Raw genomic sequence first — 21,876 nt, 5'->3', positions numbered from 1 at the left:
GGCACATCATGACTCTCGTAACCGCCGCATCCGAGACGCAGGCCATCAAGAGGGTGTGGCGAAGACTTCGGGACGCGTTGCCCATCGATGTTCTGTGCACCGTGTTCCCCGGCCCGGACGGCAGGCTGCGGATGAGCGTCCCTTTCCCTCCCAAGGCGGCCAAGCGGATCCGTGCCCAAGCCGCCGCCGCGGGACAACCGGTGGAGGAGTTCCTCGGGGATGCGGTGAGGCAAGCCCTCGCCCGGGACCGGTCGAGCGAAGCGGCACGCCGCGCATGCCTGCTCAACTCTCTGCTCAGCCATCATGCGCCGCTGGATACGGCCGTGGTGCCCGGTGCCACGCTGCAGGCCTCCTCCCTGCCACCCGAACTGGGCAGCCTCGCACGACGAGTCTCCGCCCACGCAGGCCGCGTCACCATCGTGGACGGGTCGGGCCCGATCGCCGTGTTGATCGGTTCCGAGGACCTGGCGGCTCTTGAAGACGAGCTCACGATCGCGGAGCGCCAACTACAAGAGGGCGGTCTCGGTGGACGGGAGGACGACGCCACAGGGTCAGCCGGAACCTGATCGTCAGCGCAGGCACGGGGCCTCGACTCTTGTCTGCGACGGATGAATCGTGGCTCAGTCAAGCGGATGCTGTTGGTGATCTTCAGAGGGCCTATGCGTCGGACGTATCAAGCAGGTCCGCACAGACGCTGGAAGCTGCTCATGGGGCTGGGTATTCGGTTCGGGGTCGTGCCCGGCGGGAGCACTGGCTGAGCCGCACGATGTTCGTTCCTGCTGCGGTGAGGACGTACTGGTCTGGTCACGGCATCTGCACCACGCTGCGACAGCCCCTGCCTAGGAGAACAAACACGACGCCAAGATCGAGATAGTCCTCGGAGTCCCACCAGCCGGCGAGGTGCGTTGCAGGACCGACGTCGTCCGCCGGACCGTGGGGTTACGCGGGCTCATCGACCTCAGGCAGGGTCGTTTCGATGCTCTCGACTGGGGTGTCCCGGATACTGTCGGATGCTCGCCGTGGCGGTCACGGTGAAGCCGACGGCAACTGCCTCGCCCTATAACGCGCCAGGCGTGGTCGGCGCTGGCGATCTCATCCGGTTCGGTACTTGTCAGCAGGTGGTGTGTGCCGTGATCGAGCAGGCCGACGCTGAGACCGCAGCGACTAGGATGCCGTGCGGGTGTAAGACCTGCCCCTTGCCTGCCGAGCGCCCAGGCGCCAGCCCGTCTTCGCGGACCGCCTCATACCCGTCCACCCCACACCGGAGGTCCCCAGTTGATGTCGACCGCGCGGCCGTCCGCTCCGAAGCCCGGTCCGCCCGCGCGCCGCGAGCGCTGGTTCCAGCCGCGCCGTTCCGGCTTCCGTTGGGAGCAGGAGGGTCTTGAGCATGTACGGCAGTTGATGCCGATGGCCGAGCCGTACCGGGCGTGGGCGACGTTCCGGTTCACGGGTGTCACCGGGCGGGTCAACGAGTGCGACCTGCTGATCTCCGTGCCCGGCGGGGTGTACCTGCTGGAGCTCAAGGGGCATCCGGGGCGGGTGGTGAACCACGGGGACACCTGGCAGTTCCACGACGACCGGGTGCGCACCCTGCGTAACCCGCTGCACCTCACCGATCTCAAGGCCAAGGAGCTCAAGGCCCAGCTGGAGCGGGCAGCACGCGCGTCGGGGGTCGACCCGAGGAAGGTCCCCTTCATCAAGCCGGCGGTCTTCCTGCACGATCCCGGTCTGGTGAGCGAGCTGGACCAGTTCCAGCGCACCGCCGTCTACGGGCGCAACGACGGCACGAGCGGCCTTCCCGGTATCTGGGACGGTCTCCTCGGGCTGCCTCCGGAGCGGGAGAGCTGGCGCATCACCCAGGAGGACGGTCAGCGGCTCGAAGAGCTGATGAAGCGCATAGGGGTCAGTCACTCCACTGCCCACCTACGATTCGGGGAGGACTGGCGGCTGGAGCCGCGAGCCCTGGACGCGGGCCCCGGCTGGGAGGACCGGCTCGCGGTGCGCGACGACGGTCTAGCCAAGGAGAGCGGCCGGGTCCGGATCTATCTGGCGGGCCAGGGAGCCTCGACGGAGCAACGCAGCCGGGTGGACCGCGCGGCCCGTCGCGAGTACCAGGTCCTGCAGGGCATCAATCACCGCGGCATCGTCCAGGCCATGCAGATCCGCGAGCATCAGGGCGGCCCGGCGATCCTGTTCCGCCACCAGGAGTCGGACCTGCGACTCGACGCGTACCTGGACGCGTACGGCGGCCGTCTCACGCCTGCTCTGCGTCTGGATCTGGTGCGTCAGCTCGCCGAGGCCGTGCGGTACGCCCACAACCGTTCGCTGTACCACCGGGCCCTGTCCGCGCGCTCGGTGTACGTCACCGCGCGCGAGGACGGCTCGGACCCGGTGCTGCGGATCTCCGACTGGCAGACCGCGGCCCGGGACTTCGAGACCACCTCGCACCTGTCGCTGGGAGACACACCGCTGGACTCCGGCCTTGTCGCCGACATCGCCCAGGTGTACCTCGCTCCGGAGGCCAACAGGGAGTTCGCCGATCCCGTGGACCTCGATGTCTTCGGCATCGGCAGCCTCGCCTACCTCCTGCTCACCGGGAAGCCGCCTGCCGATGCGCGCGGCGCTCTGGTGGACCGGCTGGCCGCCGACGGCGGACTGCACCCGTACGCGGTCTCCGACGGTGTCTCCGCCGAACTCGACGACCTGGTCTTCCGGGCCACCGCCTCCGATGTGCAGAACCGGCTGTCGTCCGCCGAGGAGTTCCTGCGGCTGCTCGACGCCGCGGAGGCCGATCGTGCGCAAGCCGGGCGGTCCGCCGCCGTGCTGACGGATCCGCTGACGGCCCAGCCCGGCGAGCAGCTGGACGAGGAGTGGGAGGTCGTCCGCGTCCTCGGCACCGGCGCCACCGCCCGCGCCCTCCTGGTCCGCCGCATCGAGGAGGACATGGCGACCACGGCGGGCCCGGCCTCCCTCCGGGTGTTCAAGGTGGCTCTCGACCGTGAGAAGGACGCAAGGCTGTACGCGGAGGCGAAAGCGCTGCGCGAGGTGGGCGGCAGCCGCATCGTCAAGCTGCTTGCCGACCCCCGCGAGCTGGGCGGCCACACCGTTCTGGAGATCGAGTACGCGGGCGGGTTTCGGCCGTCCGCTGACCGGGACCCGGTCAGCCTCGGAACCCGGCTTCGCGGCGAGGGCCGGCTCGGGTACGGCCAGCTGGAGCGGTTCGGCAACGACCTCTTCGACGCTCTGGACAGTCTGGCCGCCCGCGGAGTGCGCCACCGTGACGTCAAGCCGGACAACCTCGGCCTGTTCAAGCGCAGCGACGGCTCCTGGCAGCTGATGCTGTTCGACTTCTCCCTGGCCGACGCGCCCGACCAGGACATCCACGCGGGCACCCGCGGCTATCTCGATCCGTTCCTGGGCGGCAGCCGTCGCGCCCGTTACGACGACCATGCCGAGTGGTACGCCACCGGCGTCACCCTGCACGAGATGGCCTCGGGCGAGCGCCCCGTGTGGGGGGACGGTCAGGGCGACCCGCTCACCGTCCCGAAGGCGGAACTCTATGTCGCCCGCGAGCTGTTCGAGCCAGCGCTGAGCGAGGGCCTGACCGGCTTCTTCGAGCGAGCACTGCACCGCGATATCGATCAGCGGTACGACAGCCTGCGCCAGATGCAGGAGGCTTGGCGCCAGGTCTTCCGTACAGCGGACGCAGCCCGTCCCGCGACGACGCCGGCCACGGTGGATGCCCAAGCCGAGGACGTGGAGGACGCGCGCGAGCAGGCCGCCGCGGCCGCTGGACTCAAGACGCCGCTGGATGCGGCGGGACTCTCTCCACGGGCCGTCTCCGTGGCAGCCGGGCTGGGCGCCGCCACAGTGGAAGCGCTCCTCGACATCCCGCCGCACGCGATCTCCCGCGCCCGGGGCGCGGGCAACGTGATCCGCAAGGAACTCAACCGGCGTCACCGCCAGTGGAACCAGGAACTGCGCCGACGCACCGCGCCCAGGAAGCCCGTACCGGTGGCGGCCGATGCCCCGCAAGAGGCCCTGGAGTCGGTGGAGACGCTGGCGGCCCGGCTCACCCCGGCGGAGGGCAACCGCCGCACCCGTCCGAGGCCGGATATCGTCCTGGCCACGCTGGGTCTGCCGGGCGCTGCTCTGTCGGCCACCTGGCCGGCCCAGCCTGCCATCGCCGACGCGCTGAAGATCAGTCAGCCGACCGTGTCGGGGAACCAGATCGCCGCGATCGAGCAGTGGGCCGCGCTGCCTTGGCTCCTCCGTGTCCGCGACGAGTTGGTGACCATACTGTCCGAGCAGGGCAGGGTGATGACTGCGCAGGAACTCGCCGCCGAGCTGCGGGTCAGGCACGGTACCCTGCACGACGACGACGGCGGCGACACGGACCGGGCCGGTCTCCAAGCGAAGGCCCTGGCCGTGGTGCGCGCGGCCGCGGAGGTCGAGTCCCGCCGACGTGACCAAGGCTCCGCAGACGGTTCGGGGCCCGGGGGCGGTGCGGGCTCCGAGGGCGACGCCGCGGACGAGGCCCCACCGAGGCTCGCCGTGCTGCGGCGCGACGGTGCGGTCCTCCTCGCCCTTGAAGACGTCCCCGGCAGCGACGACCCGACCCCGGTGGAGCTCGCCGAGTACGCGACCCGGCTCGGGCAGGTCGCCAAGGACGTGGCGGCCCGCGATCCGCTGCCCGGCCGGGCGACCGTCCTGCGTGAGCTGCGCTCCGTGGACGCGCCGGAGGGGATGACGCCGCTGGCTGACACCCGCCTGGTGGCGCTGGCCGCCGCCATGGCCGGCGGTGTCGGTGTCTCGCCGCGCTTCGAGTTGTTCCCACTGGGCCTGGGACTTGACCGGGCGCTGCGGATCTCGCAGGCGGCCGCCGGGGTGCGTCCTGGGCTCGGGATCGGCGCCGACGATCTGCTGGCCCGGGTCCGCGCCCGTTTCCCGGGCCTTGCGGTGCTGGCCGATGCCACCTACGTGGAGTTGGAGGAGGCCCTCTCCGAGGCGGGCTTCCCGTTGCAGCACGACCGGGAGTCCAAGCGCTTCTTCCCGCCCGACCGGGATCCGGAGCAGAGCCGGCCTGCGTACAGCGGGTCTGTGCTGACCAGCACCGGCACGATGTATGCCGCCGCGCAGGGCCAGTTGGCGGAGGGCCGCGACCCGCGCCGGGTGAGCGCGCTGAAGCTGGAGAACACGTTGCGCCGGGGCGGGTTCCTCGCCCTGACCGTCAAGGGCGCCCTCCTGCCCGGCACGGCACAGCGACTGGCCGCCCGTTTCGGTGTGCTGCCCGTCGCCCTGGACGAGCTGTTCCTCACCGCGCTGCACGAGCTGGCCGATGAGCAGCAGGTCCGGTGGCAGGCCCTGTTGAAGGCGGACGCCAAGTTCGCCGCCACCGGTCTTGTCGGGACGGCGCTGGGCTCCTACACACGGCTCGCCGCCGAACGCGTCGCGGCACGGTGCACGGCCCTCGCCGAGCAGGCAGGCCCGCGCACCGTCCTGCTGGTGCACCGGGCGGGCCTCGCGGCTCGCTACTGGGAGGCCGGTGGCCGGGAGCTCCTGGTGTCCCTCCAGGAGGCGGCCCGGCATCCGGCCGACACCCCGCACGGCCTGTGGCTGCTCGTCCCCATGGAGGACCCGCAGGCCAGCCCGGCCCTGGACGGCTGCCCGGTGGACGTGGTGGACCGGGTGAGCGAGTGGGAGCCGCTGGAGGGGCTGTTCATGAAGGAGCTGCAGGAACAGGGGAACGGGAACGGCGGGAACTACCTGGCGACGACTGACTGGTGACCGTGCGTCAGCCGCATCCGTCCTGCGTCGATTCACCCCTTCGGAGCAGTCCGGCGGCATACGATCAACGGCGTGCCGGACGACAACACAGACGACGACACCTCGGTCGAGTACCACTACGCCTGCGCCGCGGCGCGGCATTTCGAGGATGCCGTATACCTCCACGACGACCAGCGGCTGCCGACGGCCGACCACCTTTTCGGGTTCGCGGCGGAGTGTGCGGTGAAGAGCCTGCTGCTGCGGTTCACCACGGAGGTGTCCATGACGGACAGGAAAGGGCGCACCTCGCACAAGCCCTGGTGGAACAACCCCTCCAACAACAAGTTGGAGCCCCTGGGCCACATAGCCGACGTACTCCCGGCCGTTTCCCTCCTGACGCACGGCCGCACCGGTGCGGAGCTTCTCCAGACCATGGACAAGCTCTCGGACTTCGCCTCCTGGACCGAGGCGGACCGTTACACCGACGGGACGGCCGTCGAAGCGTCCGTCGTGGACTGCCGCCGGGAGGCGGCGACACTTGTTCTCTCCCTGCATGAGCAGGCTGTGATCACCGGAAGGCTGTCATGACCCCGTACGACTCGACGGTCCGCTTCGACGAGGCGCGTCCGGTCGCGTTCGGGATCGCTCGCCGGGTTGCCGAGGAGGGCTTCCCCGTGCTGCTGGTACGGGATGTCCTGGGCCGTTTCTCCCTCATCGTGGACGACAGCGGTGACCACAAGGCGGGTACGGGGCAGGAGGACGGATGGCGGGCCGCGTTCACCGAACAGCTCGGCCGGTACAGCGGCGAACGCCCCCTCCTGCTGGCCTCGGCCATGTTCTCCGCGAAGACGCTACTCGGTGCTCCCCGCGCGATCGACGACATCGCAGGACCCACCACCGCGGGCTCGGTCCGGTTCCTGGACAACACGGTCGTCGGCGAGGACTGGGCGAGGGTCTCCACGCCCTCAGCGCCCGAGGACGGCACACCCCGCACCCGACGTACCGCCCTGTACGGCTTCAAGGGCGGCGTGGGCCGTACGACGGCGGCCGCCATCCTGGCGCGCCGTCTCGCCGACGAGGGAAACATCGTCCTGGTCGTCGACCTCGACCTGGAGTCACCCGGCGTCGGCCCGCTCCTCCTCGGGTCGGGCCGGTTGTGCCGTCACGGCGTCGTGGACCATCTGGTGGAGTCCGCGCTGGGCAACGCGGAGGGCCTGGAGATCGTGGCGCGCTCCGGGTACGACCCGCGCAACCGAGGGGAACTGTGGATCGCCCCGGCGCGCGGCGCAGGCACCGACGGCCTGCCCAACTCCTATGTGGACAAACTCAACCGGGTGTACGCCGACGCCGCGGGCACGGGCTTCGCCGACCGGCTGGCGGCCACAGTCAGCGCCTGCGAGGAGGCGGTGGAGCGTGGCGACAGCGGGCGCCGTCCCGATGTGGTGCTCCTCGACAGCCGGGCCGGCATCCACGACGTCGCGGCCGTGACCATCTCCCGCCTGTGCGACCTCGCGCTGCTGTTCGGCGCGGACAACGCGCAGACCTGGGCGGGCTACCGGGATCTTTTCGAGGCGTGGGCGTCGTCGGGCCAGGCCGGGCTTATCCGCGAGAAGCTCCGCATGGTGGCGTCGATGGTGCCGGACTCGGTGCACCACTCGATGGACGCGTACCTGGAGTCCTTCCGGCTGAACTCCCACGACTGCTTCGCCGCGCTCTACGACGACGTCGCGCCGGGCATGCCGCCCACCTGCGCGGCGGACATCGTGCGGCGCTACGAGTTCGCCCCGGCTCCGGAGGACGACTCCGCCCCCCACTACCCGATCCCGATCCTCTTCGAGGCCGGTCTGGTCGGCATGAACGTGCCGGACTCCCCGCAGTGGCAGGACCGTGCCTTCGTGCAGGCCGCGTACCGTGACTTCCTGGAGACCACCGTCCCGCTGATCCTGGCGGGTCCGGTCGTCGACGACGACCCGGAGGCCGAGGACGAGGAAGGCAGTTGATGACCGAGCCGCTGAGCCCCGGTGAGTACCGCGATCTGCTGTCGCGGGCGCTGGAGGGCACCGTGGACGCGGACACCCGGCCGCCGACCTCGCACACCCTGTACATGCCGGACGCGCACCGGGCCGCCCTGTACGTCGACAGCACGGTGGTGCAGGGCGGCCGGGGCGTCGGCAAGACCTTCTGGGCCCGCTCGCTGCTCGATCCCGCCCTGCGCGAGGCCGCCGCCGTCGAGTACGGCATCTCCCGGCTGCGCCGCCTGCGGGTCTCCTCTGGCCACGGCATGGACATGGGCTCGCCGCACTATCCCGGCCCTCTGGCCCTGTACGGCCTGGTGGCGGACGGCGCCCTGCCGGACGAGATCTGGTACGCCGTGCTGCTCACCGCCCTGGGACAGCCGGAGTTAAAGGAGTCGGCCGAGTGGGCCGACCGGGTCGCCTGGGTACGGGCGAACCCCGGCCCGGCGGAGCGCACCATCGCGCAGGCGGACGCCGAGGCATCCGCGGACGACGTGGTCCACCTGCTGGTCTTCGACGGCCTGGAGCACCTGCACCATGATCGGGCCACGACGGACCAGCTGATCGCCGGTCTGCTCCGGGTCGCGCTGCGGATGCGGTTCGGCACTCGCAACATCCGCTTCAAGGTGTTCGCGCGCCCCGACATGTTCGACACGGCGAAGCAGCTCTTCCCCGACGCCTCAAAGCTGTCGGGGAACGCGGCGTACCTGGAGTGGTCCCGCACCGACCTGTACGGGCTCCTCTTCCACCACCTGGGCAACGAGAACGACGACGATTCCGCGCGGCGGTTCCGCCGGATCACCGGCGGCTGGGAGCCGGGCCCGGACGAGGACCGGTACTGGCAGGCCGACCGGTACGTCCCACCGGCCGCCCTGCGCAACGACGCCAAGGCCCAGACCGCATTGTTCGAGCGGATCGCCGACAAGTTCATGGGCAGTAACGTCCGCCAGGGTCGGCCCTACACCTGGCTGCCGAACCACCTCATGGACAGCAAGGACCGGATCAGCCCGCGCAGCTTTCTCAAGGCCCTGGCCGTGGCCGCCGAGACGACCCGCACGTCCCACCCGTCGCACGCCCGCGCACTGCACCACGACGCCATCCGCAGCGGTGTGCGGGAGGCGTCCACCGTGCGGGTGGACCAGGTCTGCGAGGACACCCCGTGGGTGGAGCTGGCGATAAAGCCACTGGCCGGCTGCCAGGTGCCCCTCGCACAGGGCAAGGTCATCGGCATCTGGAAGGACCGTGACCTCCCGCGCGAACTGCGCGAGGAGTCAGCCCGCTATGTGCAGTCCGACCGGCCGGAACTGGTGCGCACCGGGCCCCGCCACCCGGACGACCTGCGGCGGCTGGTCCAGGAGCTGATCGACCTCGGCGTGCTGCGCCGCCGCGACAAGGAAGTCGACGACTTCTCCCTCCTCGACCTGCCCGACATCTACCGCCTCGCCTTCGGCCTGGGCCGCATGGGCGGGATCCCGCTCACCGGCAGCTAGCCCTGTCAGTGTTCGCACCCCACCGTGGCTCCTTGTTCTCCGGTCCGGGCTGGCAGGATGGGCAGGCCCGGCGTGAGAGCAACACGGCGGGAACCACGAACTGAGGATGGAGAGGTCACCCAGTGTCCTCCGAGGAAGCCCGCACGATGGACGCTACCGACGCACCGGACGCGACGGACGCGCCCACCGCGTCGCTGGACCGCGCCGCGCTGCTCAAGGACCTGCAGAAGCAGGTCGCGCTCCTGGAAGAGGACCTGCGGGAGCGCGCGGAAGCCGAGGATACGGACGCGCAGGCCGCCGCCCTTCGCGCCGAGTACGAAGAGGCTCTCGCCTCGGAGCGCACCTCCCCTACCACTGCCTACGAGACCTGGCGCGACGAGCGGGTGGTGCAGATCGCCGCCGCCTGGGTCCTGTCCTGCGTCTTCGTCCGCTTCAGCGAGGACAACGGGCTGATCCCGGAGGCCAGGCTGTCCGGCCCGGGCGAGCGCCTCGCCGAGGCCCAGGACCACCACGACGCGTTCTTCCGCCGCAGCCCCGAGCTGAACGACCGCGACTGGCTCAAGGAGTCCTTCCGCGCGCTCGGCCGCGAACACGTCATCGCGGAGGGCCTCTTCGACCCCGCGCACAATCCGCTGTGGGAGCTCGACCCCTCCTACGAGGCGGCGGCCCGGCTGCTCGCCTTCTGGCGTGAGCGCGGCTCCGACGGCCGCATCCGGTACGACTTCACCGACTCGGAACTCGACACCCACTTCCTCGGCGACCTCTACCAGGACCTGTCCGAGCACGCCCGCAAGACGTACGCCCTGCTCCAGACCCCGGAGTTCGTCGAGGAGTTCATTCTCGACCTCACCCTGGACCCTGCCCTGGAGGAGTTCGGCCTCGACCCGGTGTGGAAGTACCGCCCAGAGGACTGGAGGGGCGAGACGTACGACGAGGGCGGCCCGGACGACCTTCCGGTGGTACGGGGCCTGCGCTGCATCGACCCGGCCTGCGGATCGGGTCACTTCCTGCTCAGCCTGTTCCGCCGCATCCTCGCCAAGTGGCGCGATGCCGAGCCCGGCACGGAGAACTGGACTCTGGTCCGCCGCGCCCTGGAGTCCGTCCACGGCGCCGACAAGAACCCGTACGCCGTCTCCATCGCCCGCTTCCGTCTCCTCGTCGCCATGGTCCAGGAGTGCCGCGTCGACCGGCTCTCCGCGGCGCCCTCCATGCCGATCAGGATCGCGGTCGCGGACTCGCTGTTGCACGGGCGGGAGGCGGGCCGTGAGACGGACCCGACCCTGGACGACGCGGAACGCGGCGAGGTCTTCACGTACCGCACGGAGGACGTCAAGGAGTACGTGAAGAGCGTGGACCTGCTGGGCCGCGGCTCGTACCACGTGGTCGTCGCCAACCCGCCATACATCACGGTCAAGGACAAGCAGGAGAACGAGAACTACCGGAAGATCTACTGGGCCTGCTCGGGCAAGTACGCACTGTCCGTGCCGTTCGCCCAGCGCATCTTCGAACTCGCCGTACGCTCAGGCGACGACTACCGCAGCGGCGGCTTCACCGGCCAGATCACCTCAAACTCCTTCATGAAGCGGGAGTTCGGCGCGACGCTCATCGAGTCGTACTTCCACGGCGGCCCGTACAAGGACCCTGAGACGCGCCGCAAGCGCGACTTCCCGGGCATCGAGCTCACGCACGTCCTGGACACGTCCGGCGCCTTCATCCCAGGCCACGGCACCCCGACGGTCATCCTGGCGGGCCGCAACCAGTTCGCACGGCAGGCTCAGCCGATCCGGGCGGTGCTGGGCATCCGGGGCGAGCCCAGCCCTCCGAAGGAACCGGCGGAGGGGAAGGTATGGAAGGCGATCACCTCGCAGTGGCGGAAGCCGGGGGGTGAACCGTCGGAGTGGGTGAGTGTGGAGGATGTGGAGCGGGGGCGGTTTGCGGAGCATCCTTGGTCTCTGAGCGGGGGCGGGGCAGGTGGGGTGTTCGACGCGATCGAGCGCGCCTCCATTTCTCGTCTGGGGACCCACGTGTTCCGGCTTGGCGTGTTCGGCATTCCCGGTTCGGATGACGCCATGATCGCTCCTCAGCGAGTCTTCGAGGAATGCAATATTCCAAGCGATCACGTACGTCGCGTCGTGGTGGGAGATGAGCTACGCGACTGGAACGAGTTCAAAGGACAGTCGATCTTCTTCCCTTACTCCTCTACGCATGCGCGACTTCCCGAGTCGAAACTAAAAGCCGCGCTTCAACGGATGTGGCCGAACCGAACCGAACTGGGCAATCGGGCCACGTTCAGCAAGGGGACATACTTCTCGGATGGGCGCCCCTGGTACGAGTGGCATCAACTCCCCAAGGATGAAGGGGCGCATGTCTGGTCAATCGCGTACGGCGAGGTCGCCACGCACAACCACTTCGTGCTGGACCGTGGCGGAAAGGTGTTCAAGCAGACTGCTCCGGTAATCAAGCTGCCCGAGACGGCAAGCGAGAAACGGCACCTTGAACTACTCGGGGTTCTGAACTCGTCGGTCGCTTGCTTCTGGATGAAACAGGTCAGCCATGTCAAGGGAGGCAGTGGCATCGGGCGCGGAGTTCAGGACGAAGCCTGGGAGAACCGCTATGCGTTCAACGGAACCCGACTCCAGGAGTTCCCCCTCCCGGCCGCGCTCCCTCTCATTTTGGGTCGAGAACTCGACGCCCTTGCACAGCAGTTGGCCGAGTATGAGCCCTCCATCCTTGCAGCCTCCACCACTCCCACCCGTAGCGCCCTCAGCGAGGCCAGCATCGCCCAAGACCGTATCCGCGCCCGAATGATCCTTCTCCAAGAGGAGCTGGACTGGACCGTGTACGGGCTGTACGGGCTCCTCACACCCGACGAGGTTGAGCGGACCACACTGCCGGGCGACCCCGCCGACCTGGCCGATGACGACGTGCCCCAACTCGCGCTCGGACAGCGTGCGTTCGAGATCACTCTCGCACGCAGCGGCGCGGAGACCGCCTGGTTCGACCGGCACGGGTCCACCTCCACCACCGAGATCCCCACCAAGGGCTGGCCCGAGCCCTACCGCCGGATCGTTCAGGCACGGCTCGACCTCATCGAGTCGAACAAGGACATCCGGCTCGTCGAGCGCCCGGAGTTCAAGCGCCGCTGGTCCACCGAGACCTGGAAGAAGCGGGAGGCCGCCGCCCTGCGTGCCTGGCTGCTTGACGCGACCGAGCGCGCGGATCTGTGGTTCGAGGAGCGTGACGGTCTCGACTCCCCTCGCCCCCTCACCGTGTACCAGCTCGCCGACGCCCTGCGGCACGACGAGGACGTACAGGCCGTCGCCGCGCTCTACGCCGCCGACCACCTGGGCAAGCGCGATGTCCCGCTGTCCACGGTCCTCGCCGCCGTCATCGAACCCGAGCACGTCCCTCATCTCGCCGCCCTCCGCTACAAGGACTCCGGTCTGCGCAAGCGCGAGCAGTGGGAACGGGTCTGGGAGCAGCAGCGAGAGGAGGACCGGACCGGGGAGCGACTGGAAATCCCGGTCCCGCCCAAGTACACCTCGGCCGACTTCCTCAAGCTCAGCTTCTGGTCGAACCGCGGCAAGCTCGACGTCCCCAAGGAGCGGTTCGTCTCCTACCCGGGCTCCTCCCTGGACAACGATCCTTCCCTCCTCCTCGGCTGGGCGGGCTGGAACCACCGCCAGCAGGCCGAGGCCCTGGTCAACCTGCTCAACGACCGCCTGGAGAAGGACGGTTGGGTCAAGGAGGACGCCCGATTCGTGCCGCTGCTGGCCGGGCTGCGGGAGCTCCTGCCCTGGGTAGAGCAGTGGCACAACGCATACGACGAGGAATGGGAGGGCAACCCCGCCGAGGACTTCCGTTCCGCCCTCACCGCAGGCCTCTTCGGCCGGGGCCTCTCACCGTCAGACCTCGACGCCTGGCGCCCCGAGAAGAAGCGGGGCGGACAGCGGGCCGCGAGCGAGTAGCTTCGCCCGAACACAGCCTGCGCTCCCGGGGACACGGATACGACTCGGAGGTCAACCAGAACGTGAGCCTGGTCGTCGCCGAGCTGGCTGCGAACGCCGTCACGCACGGCGCGGCGCCCGGCCGGGACGCCCTGCTGCGGCTGGTCCGCCAGGACGGCCGGGTGCGGGTGGAGGTCAGCGACACCCGGGGCGAGCGGCTGCCCGTGGCCGGGGCGACCGACGTCACCGCCGTCGCGGGCCGCAGGCTGCCGATCGTCGGGGCGCTCGCCAAGGAGTGGGGCGTACTGCCACGCGGGGGAGCCCCGGGCAAGACCGTGTGGGTCGTCGTCCCCACTACGGTCGTCCCGGCCTCCGGTCACTCCCCCCACCTGTCCCGCCCCTCTCCTCTCCCCTCTCGCCCTTCCTTCGCCCCTCCCCTTTCCCTCCCCTCCCTGGACCCGCCCTCGTCCTCCCGGGTGAGCTGGCAGGATAGGGAGACGTGTGTGCGCGGGGCGCGGGCGAGGGTCCGGTCCCGCCGAGAGTCCGGCCGTGGCGGCCGGGCAAAGCGATGCTGTGGGAGCTGGGACGGCTGATGGCCAAGGGCAGCGGGACCGTGTTGAGGGACGTCCTCGATATCAAGGAAGACCTCCTCTCCGGCGACTTCAAGATCGAGCTGTCGAAGGGCTTCACCGGGGAAGCGGCCGGGTCGCTCGCGGAGTACGTGGTCACGCCGCAGCTGCAGGGGGAGTTCGCCAAGGCGCTGAAGCTGGTCCGCAGCGCCTTGCGGAAGAATGCCTCGCACGCCGCCTACCTGCACGGTTCCTTCGGCGCTGGCAAGAGCCACTTCCTCACCGTGCTGCACGCCGTACTCAACGGGGACCCGGCCGTCGAGACCAAGGCGCGGCTGCGGGAGGTGGTCGCCGAGCACGACGACTGGCTGCCGGGCAAGAAGTTCCTCATGGTGCCGTACCACCTGATCGGTGCCGCGAGCCTGGAGTCGGCCCTGCTCGGCGGTTACGTCCGCGCCATACGCCGTGAGCACCCCGACGCCCCCACCCCGCTGGTCTACCGGGCCGACTCCCTCCTCGCCGACGCGCGCGGACTGCGGTCCTCCTTGGGGGACGAGGCGTTCATCCGGCTGCTGCCTGCGCCGAAAGCCCCGGCCGCCCCGGCAGCCGTCGAGGAGAACGAGGACGACGAGGCCGAGCTGACTCCGATCGGTGCCGTGCCCTCGCGCGGCTGGACCAGCGCCGCCCTGGACGGCGCCTTCGCCGCCCCGGCCGGCGACCCGCGGCGTAACGACCTGCTGTCCGCCCTGTTCAGCGGCCCCATGAAGTCCTACGCGGACAGCGCCAGCGGCGACGCGGCAGCGTACATCTCGCTGGACGACGGGCTCAGCGAGATCAGCAAGCACGCGCAGCGGCTCGGCTACGACGGTGTGGTTCTGTTCGTGGACGAGCTGGTGCTGTGGCTGCAGGCCCGGATGTCGAACCGCACCTTCATCAACGACGAGATCCAGAAGCTCGTCAAACTGATCGAGTCCAGCAACCCCGACCGGCCGGTGCCGATCATCTCCTTCATCTCCCGCCAGCGCGACCTCTCCCAGCTCGTCGGCTCCGACATCCTCGGCTCCGACGTGGAGAACCTGCAGCAGGCCCTGGAGTACCTCAAGGAGCGCGTCACCATCGTCGATCTGGAGGACCGCAACCTCCCGGAGATCATCAAGGAGCGGGTCCTCAAGCCCCGGCCGGGACAGGAAGCGGTACTCGACGCCTCTTTCGCCAAGATCGACAAGTCCAGTCAGCTCGTCAAGGACGTCCTCCTCGACGGGGACGGCGCCACCGGCGCCGACTGGGCGGACTTCCGGTCCGTCTACCCGCTCTCCCCCGCCCTGTTGAACGTGCTCGTCGCCCTGTCCGGCGCGCTCCAGCGCGAACGCACCGGCCTCAAGCTCGTCCAGCAGCTCCTGGAGAAGAACGCCGACGCCGAAGTCGGCAGCCTGATCCCGCTCGGCGACCTGTGGGACGTCCTGGTCGACGGCACCGGCGCCGCCTTCACCGACAAGCTGAAGCAGGAGTCGGAGGCCGCCCGGAAGTTCCACACCAAGGCCCGTCACCACCTGCTGGACAAGTACAAGCGGAGCGATCATCCCGACTTCGTCGCGGACGAGCGGTTCGTCAAGACCCTGCTGCTCGCCGCACTCGCCCCCGACGTGCCCGCGCTGCGTCGGCTCACCGGCGCCCGGCTCGCCGCCCTCAACCACGGCTCGGTGCGCTCACGGACCGTGCCCGTACGGGACAAGGTCGTCGAGCGGATGCGGGCCCTGCAGACCGAGTACCCGACCGAGCTGCGCTCCGAGGGAGAGGACGACCCCGTCTTCTCGCTGCATCTGTCCGAGCTGGACGTCGAACCGCTCCTGGACGCCGTCGTCGGCGAGGACAAGGGCGGAGTGCGGCGCACGTGGGTGCGGGACCGGCTGTGGGAGGAGCTGGGCCTCACCAGCCGGCAGGGCCAGCTCGTCGACGCGAAGAAGATCGTCTGGCGCGGTTCCGAGCGCACCGTCGAGTTCGTGTTCGGCACAGTGCGCGACACCCGCAGCGTCGCGGACGAGGCGTTCGAACCTGCCACCAAGGGCCACATCCGGATCGTCTTCGACTGCCCGTTCGACGACGACGCGAGCCGCTCCCCCGACGACGCCTACCACCGGGTCGGCGACCTCCGCAAAGCCGGCCGCTCCGCCCCCGTCCTGGTCTGGCTCTGCGACTTCTTCTCCGAGCAGCGCAAAGCCCAGCTGGGCCGCCTCATCCGGATCAACTTCCTCCTCGAACGGGACCGCCTGTCCGACTACACCCGAAACTTCCCGCCGGACGACCGCGCCAAGGCCCGCCGCCAGCTGGAGGTGGGCCGCGAGACCCTCACCCGCTCCCTGGTCACCTCGCTGCGCGAGGTGTACGGCCTCGCCGAGGCCAAGGAGGGCACCCGGGGCGCCGAGGTGACCGACGGCCGACATGTGCTGTCCCTGCAGCCGGAGTACCCGCGCCCGCAGCCCGAGGGCAGCAAGCCGTTCGACCAGGCCGTGGTGCAGCTCGCCGACGGGCTGTTCTCCGCCCTGCACGACAAGCACCCCGATTTCGGCCCCGGCTGGGGCGCCACACCGAGAGCGGTCACCCCGGGCGAGTTGGCCACCACTCTTGAGTGGATCACCCGCGCCATGGACGAAGGCGGCCGGATCGAGGTCGACAAGAACCATCTGCGCGTCGTCAAGCGCATCGTGGAACCCCTGGAGCTCGGCTCCGTTCACGACGGCCCGCTCGTCATGCGCGGCGACTGGCGCACCCGCATCAATCAGGCCGCCGCCGGGCACCAGGAACACGGCGAGCTGGCCGTGGAGGACATCCGCCGCTGGATCACCGACGACCTCGGCCTCAGCGGCCTCGACAAGCAGGTCACCAGCCTGCTCATCGCCGCCTACGCCCTCCTCGACGACCGTTCCTGGGTGTACTACTCCGGTACCGAGACCGCCGCCCCCGCGCTGGCCGACATCGGCCCCGGCTGGATGCTGCGCGCACAGCAGCTGCCGAGCGAGGAGGAATACGCCGCCGCCCGGGACCGCGCCGGGCGCCTGTTCGGCGTACCCGCAAAGCCGGCCCTCTTCGCCCGGAACGTCAACCAGCTCGCGGCCGACGTACTCGCCAAGGCCACCACATACGAGAAGAACGTCGGCGACGTCCGCTCCGTGCTGAAACGGCACGCCTCGCTCCTCGGGCTCGACAACAGCGCCCCCGCCCCCCGCAGCGCGGTCCTGCGCGAGGCCGCCGCGCTCCTCGCCCGCCTCGTACGGCACACCGACGACGCCACCGCCCTCGTACGGGAATTGGCCGCCGTCTCCTACGAGACCCCCGCCCGGGAGCTGTCCCACACCATGGATAGCGCCGCCGACCTGGTGAACGCCCTGGACGCCACCGACTGGCAGCTGCTCACCAGCGTGCGCGACCTCAGCGGCCGTGACGACAGCGTCGGCGACCGTGCGCAGCGGCTCCTGGACCGTATCGGTGAAGCCGCTCGCGCCCCGGAGCGCGAGCGGTCGCTGGTGCCCGTGCTCGGCGAGGTCCGCGAGAGTGGTCTCGCCCTCATGAACGCGGCCCTCAGGATGGAGCGCCCGGCCCCCGTGCCGCAGCCCCCCGCCATCCCTGGCCCGACGCCCGGTCCCGAGCAGATCGCGCTGTCCGAGCACGGCGCCCCGCCGGTCTCCTCGGGCCCCGGCACGCAAAACCCGGACTCCGCGGCGGATCCGCGGACCCCCTGGAACCCGCAGCCCCCCGCCGAAGGCTCCACCCCGCTGCCCGCTCCCCGCCGCCGCGTCATCGCCCCCGGCCCCGCCGCGCTCCGGGAGGATCTCACCGCCGTACGGGAGGAGATCGAGGCGTTCCGCGCCGACCACCCGCAGGCGCCGGTGGAGATCTTCTGGGGGCCGGTGTCCGACAGCGGACCGGCCTCCGAAGGCGGGCGGTGATGGCCCCCCGCCCCGTCGCCGGCCGACGCGCCGTCGAAGTGCTCCTGGAGACCGAGCTCCCCAAGGCCCCCGGTCATCGGCTCGTCCTGGTCGACGCTGTCTGGGATGCAGGGGAGAAGGACACCGAGTTCACCGTGCGGGTCGGCGGCGGGCACCGCCGCGTCGTCATCACCGACCAGCAATCCCCGCTCGGCATCGCCGATGCCTGGCACCACCACCTCACCCAGGTTGGCCCCGACGACGACAGCGTCCTCGTCGTCACCGGCACTGTCCCCCCCGACCAGCTCGGCTGGGACCTGCGCGCCCACGCCGTGCACCGGCATCCGCTGCCCGTGAACCGTGCCGAGATCGTCGCCCAGCTCTTCGGCGCCACCGACCTGGACCCACGGATGCTGGGCGAGCACTGGCTGCTCGACGCCCTCCTGCAGGCCGAGCCCCTCGACGGCTGGCCCCGGGCCGGCACCGTCCTCACCCGCGACCGGGCCGTGCGCGCCCTGCTCGCCGCACGGCTCGGGCTCGGCGACACCACCGCCGACACCCTGGATCTGGACGCCGACACCCTGTTCGCCTGGACCCGCACCCCGGCAGGGCCCACGCTGTTCGCAGCCCTGCCCGAGGGCGAACGGCGCGGACTCGGCGAGTGGCTGGCCCGAGCCGTCGGCCCGGCCGCCCCCACCCTTCTCTCGCTGGCCGCGGAAGGCCGCGGCGGCGACGCTCTGCCGCTCGGCGCGCTCGCCTCGGCCGCACTCGCCTCACCGACGGCCGAAGCCGCCGGCTTCGCCCTCGGCACCCTCTTCGGCCAGGCTCTCGCCTCCTTCGACACGCTCAAGCCCTTCGCCGACGCAGCGACCGGCGTCCTCACCCGCTGGATCGCCGAGGCGGAAGGCGGCAGAACGCAAGCCGACCCGGCCCGCTCCCGGGTCCTCGCCGTCCTCGAACGCGCCGACCGGCTCGCCGCCGACGCCCGGCTCACCGAACTGGTCGGTGACGACCGCCTGTTGCCGTCCGGATATCTCGGCAGGCTGCGCACTCTGGCTGCCTCTCTCGACGAACCCACTCCTACCGCCGCCGAGTCGGCGCTTCGCGACCTCACCGCGCACCAACTCGTCGCGCTCCACGCCGAGTCCACCGAGACAGCGCAGACCGCCGTCCGCCTGGTGCGCTGGCTCGCCGCCCCGCCGCTCCCGTCCGAGACCGTCGGCCAAGCCGTCCGGAACCATCTGGCCTGCTCGGGCTGGGCGGATCTGGCCCTCAGTGTCCTCTCCGAGGGGGACGGCTCGCGTGACACGGCCGTCGGCGAGGCGTACCGGCGGCTGATAAGGGCGGTACGCGAGCGCCGGGCCCGCCTCGACCAGGACTTCGCCAGTCTGCTCGCGGCATGGACCGAGACCGCCTGCCAGCAGGCGGACGGCGGCGCCCTGCTCATCGAGGACGTCCTCGCCAAGGCGGCCGCCCCGCTCGCCCGGGACGGCGGTCGGCCCCTGATCCTTGTACTCGACGGCATGAGCGCGGACGTCGCCGTCCGGCTCGCCGGTGAACTGGACCCGCGGGTGTGGACCGAGATCGTGCCGGCCTCCCGCAACAGCGCCACCCCGCTCCGGCAGGCCGCGGTGTCCATGCTGCCCTCGGTCACCCGGGTCAGCCGGGCGTCCCTGCTGTGCGGCCGCCCCTCCGAAGGCGGCCAGGCCGCGGAGCGCTCCGGGTTCGCCGCCTTCTGGAGGAAGCGTCACCGGGACGCCCAGCTCTTCCACAAGGGCGGATACGAGGGCCCGCCCGGCCACCGGCTCGCCCCGGAACTCGTACAGACCCTGGCCTCGGACGACGTCGTCGCGGTCGTCGTCAACACCATCGACGACGCCCTGTCCGACGGCCGGGAGGGAACCAGCGGCCGCTGGGGACTGCAGGACATCGGCAAACTACCGGACCTGCTGAACGCGGCCCGCGACTACGGACGCCCGGTCCTGCTCGTCTCCGACCACGGCCACGTCATCGACCGCACCGAACGCGGACACCAGCCGACCGAGGCCCCCGGCGTCCGTGGCGCCCGCTGGCGCACCGGCGCCTCCAAGGACGGCGAGGTAGAACTGTCCGGGCCACGCGTCCTGACCGACGGCAAGCGTGTCACCGTGCCCTGGCGCGACGACCTGCGGTACACGGCACGGCAGGCCGGATACCACGGCGGCGCCTCACTCGCCGAGGTCACCGTCCCCGTGATCACCCTGGTGCCATCCGAGGGACCTGTGCCGTCCGGCTGGACTCTGCTCGCCCCTGAGGCAACTGAGCCACAGTGGTGGAAGACCTCAGGGACGACCGAGGCCGACAGCCCGCGCCCGGGCGAGGCCGACGAGACCTCCGCGGGTGCCGGGGCCCCTCTCGCCCCACGCGGCACGCCCGAAAGCGAACAAGGCGGCAGGCACGACACACCGCCGCAGCGACAGGCCGAGAGCGGCGCCGAGCTGTCCCGCCGGGGCACCATCGGGGAACGGACCGTGCGCAGCGCCCCGTACAAGGCCCAGCGCGAATTCGTCCGCCTCGCCCCGGGCGACAAGGCCGTCGCCGCTGCGCTGGACGCCCTGCTCGCGGCCGGCGGAAAGCTGTCGCCCGGTGCCGTCGCCGCGGCCGCTCAGGCCGCCACCGGCAAGTCGCAGCGCAACCCCGAGCGTTTCGCCACGATGCTGGAACGCCTCCTCAACATCGACGGCTACCCCGTTCTCAAGCTCGTGGAGTCGGGCCGCACCGTCCAGCTCGACAGGGCACTGCTCCAGCAGCAGTTCCCGGAAGGCACCGCATGACCCACCCGGCAGCCGACATCAGCGCCGCACGCCGACGCGACGTCGTCGACGCCCTGCGGCGCGGCACCGTACCGCAGGCGGGACTCGGCCTGTTCGCCGTCGGCCTGGAACGTTTCGAGACCGCCCTCGACGACGACCTGACCACCGTCACCCGCGGCGGAGCCGCCTTCCACGCGCTGCGTGGCGAATACGGATCCGGCAAGACGTTCTTCGCCCGGTGGCTCGCCGAGCGCGCGAAACGGCGCGGACTCGCCGTCAGCGAGGTCCAGATCTCCGAGACCGAGACCCCGCTGCACCGCCTGGAGACCGTGTACCGCAGGCTCACCGAACGCCTCGCCACCGCCACCCACCAGCCTTCCGCCCTGCGCCCCGTCATCGACTCTTGGTTCTACGCCCTGGAGGAGGAGGCTCTTGGCAGCGGCGCGGTCGCAGAGGACGACGAGGAGGCCCTGGCTACCGCGGTCGATGAGCTCCTCGAACAACGGCTCACCGCCGTCGCCCGCACAACCCCGGCCTTCTCCGCGGCGCTGCGCGGCTATCGCAGGGCCGTGGCGGACGGCGACGGCGCCCGCGCCGAGGCACTCATCGCCTGGCTCGGCGGACAGAAGTCCGTGGCCGCAGCCGCCAAACGCGCCGCCGGAATCCGCGGCGACCTCGACCACTTCGGCGCCCTCGGCTTCCTCCAGGGCCTGCTCACTGTCCTACGGGACTGCGGGCACCCCGGCCTGCTGCTCGTCCTCGACGAGGTGGAGACCCTGCAGCGGGTGCGCGGCGACGTCCGGGAAAAGTCCCTCAACGCGCTGCGCCAGCTCCTTGATGAGATCGACACGGGCCGTTTCCCCGGCCTGTTCCTGGTCATCACCGGCACTCCCGCCTTCTACGACGGCCAGCAGGGCGTTCAGCGCCTCGCTCCCCTCGCCCAGCGCCTGGCAACCGACTTCACTACCGACCCGCGATTCGACTCGCCGCGGGCCGTGCAGCTGCGCCTGCCCGGCTTCGACCTGGCATCGCTCGGCGAGCTGGGACGCAAGGCGCGCGACATCTACGCGGCCGACGCCCGCCACCCCGAGCGCCTCGTCGCCCGCGCCGACGACGCCTACCTGGACGAACTGGCCCGCGCCGTCACCGGTTCACTCGGCGGCAAGGTCGGCATCGCCCCCCGCCTGTACCTGCGCAAGCTTGTTGCCGACGTACTGGACCGCGTCGACGAGTTCGAGGACTTCGATCCGCGCAGGCACTACTCCCTCACTCTGGACAGAGGCGAACTGAGCGCCATCGAGCGCAACGCGGCTGTCGGCGCCGGAGACATCGACCTGGATCTGGCGTGACCCGCTCTCCGTTCGACGGATCGTC

General features: G+C 70.7%; 10 protein-coding genes. All 10 read left to right on the top strand.

All coding sequences use genetic code 11. From position 1 onward, the window contains the following. The first annotated feature begins 8 nt into the window (after positions 1 to 8). Positions 9 to 566: a hypothetical protein gene (locus AB0I18_RS07310; RefSeq protein WP_363104397.1), complete on the top strand. Its 558-nt coding sequence runs from the start codon at positions 9 to 11 to the stop codon at positions 564 to 566. A 712-nt stretch (positions 567 to 1,278) separates the two neighbouring features. Next, positions 1,279 to 5,787 carry a BREX system serine/threonine kinase PglW gene (gene pglW, locus AB0I18_RS07305; protein ID WP_363104396.1) on the top strand — a complete coding sequence of 1,503 codons (4,509 nt, stop codon included), beginning with the start codon at positions 1,279 to 1,281 and terminating at the stop codon, positions 5,785 to 5,787. A gap of 72 nt (positions 5,788 to 5,859) precedes the next feature. After that, entirely contained in the window at positions 5,860 to 6,354 is a 495-nt protein-coding gene (locus AB0I18_RS07300) for a hypothetical protein (RefSeq protein ID WP_363104395.1), read from the top strand. Then, a complete protein-coding gene (locus AB0I18_RS07295; RefSeq protein ID WP_363104394.1) occupies positions 6,351 to 7,766 on the top strand; it encodes an AAA family ATPase in 1,416 nt (471 codons plus the stop codon). Before AB0I18_RS07300 ends, AB0I18_RS07295 begins: the two co-directional genes overlap by 4 nt. Then, on the top strand, positions 7,766 to 9,271 hold the full coding sequence (locus AB0I18_RS07290; protein ID WP_363104393.1) for a hypothetical protein: 1,506 nt from the start codon (positions 7,766 to 7,768) through the stop codon (positions 9,269 to 9,271). The genes AB0I18_RS07295 and AB0I18_RS07290 overlap by 1 nt, the downstream gene beginning before the upstream one ends. Positions 9,272 to 9,417: 146 nt before the next feature. Continuing rightward, on the top strand, positions 9,418 to 13,239 hold the full coding sequence (pglX, locus tag AB0I18_RS07285) for a BREX-2 system adenine-specific DNA-methyltransferase PglX (RefSeq protein WP_363104392.1): 3,822 nt from the start codon (positions 9,418 to 9,420) through the stop codon (positions 13,237 to 13,239). A 62-nt stretch (positions 13,240 to 13,301) separates the two neighbouring features. After that, positions 13,302 to 13,811, top strand: a complete 510-nt coding sequence (locus AB0I18_RS07280; protein WP_363104391.1) for an ATP-binding protein — start codon at positions 13,302 to 13,304, stop codon at positions 13,809 to 13,811. After that, on the top strand, positions 13,787 to 17,731 hold the full coding sequence (locus tag AB0I18_RS07275; protein ID WP_363104390.1) for a hypothetical protein: 3,945 nt from the start codon (positions 13,787 to 13,789) through the stop codon (positions 17,729 to 17,731). Before AB0I18_RS07280 ends, AB0I18_RS07275 begins: the two co-directional genes overlap by 25 nt. Next, positions 17,731 to 20,523 carry a BREX-2 system phosphatase PglZ gene (gene pglZ / locus AB0I18_RS07270; protein ID WP_363104389.1) on the top strand — a complete coding sequence of 931 codons (2,793 nt, stop codon included), beginning with the start codon at positions 17,731 to 17,733 and terminating at the stop codon, positions 20,521 to 20,523. Before AB0I18_RS07275 ends, pglZ begins: the two co-directional genes overlap by 1 nt. Next, on the top strand, positions 20,520 to 21,851 hold the full coding sequence (gene brxD / locus AB0I18_RS07265; RefSeq protein WP_363104388.1) for a BREX system ATP-binding protein BrxD: 1,332 nt from the start codon (positions 20,520 to 20,522) through the stop codon (positions 21,849 to 21,851). Before pglZ ends, brxD begins: the two co-directional genes overlap by 4 nt. Positions 21,852 to 21,876: the final 25 nt, after the last annotated feature.

The organism is Streptomyces sp. NPDC050704 (assembly GCF_040654355.1).
In the GTDB taxonomy this organism is placed as follows: domain Bacteria; phylum Actinomycetota; class Actinomycetes; order Streptomycetales; family Streptomycetaceae; genus Streptomyces.
This window is presented reverse-complemented; position numbering and strand designations above follow the sequence as displayed.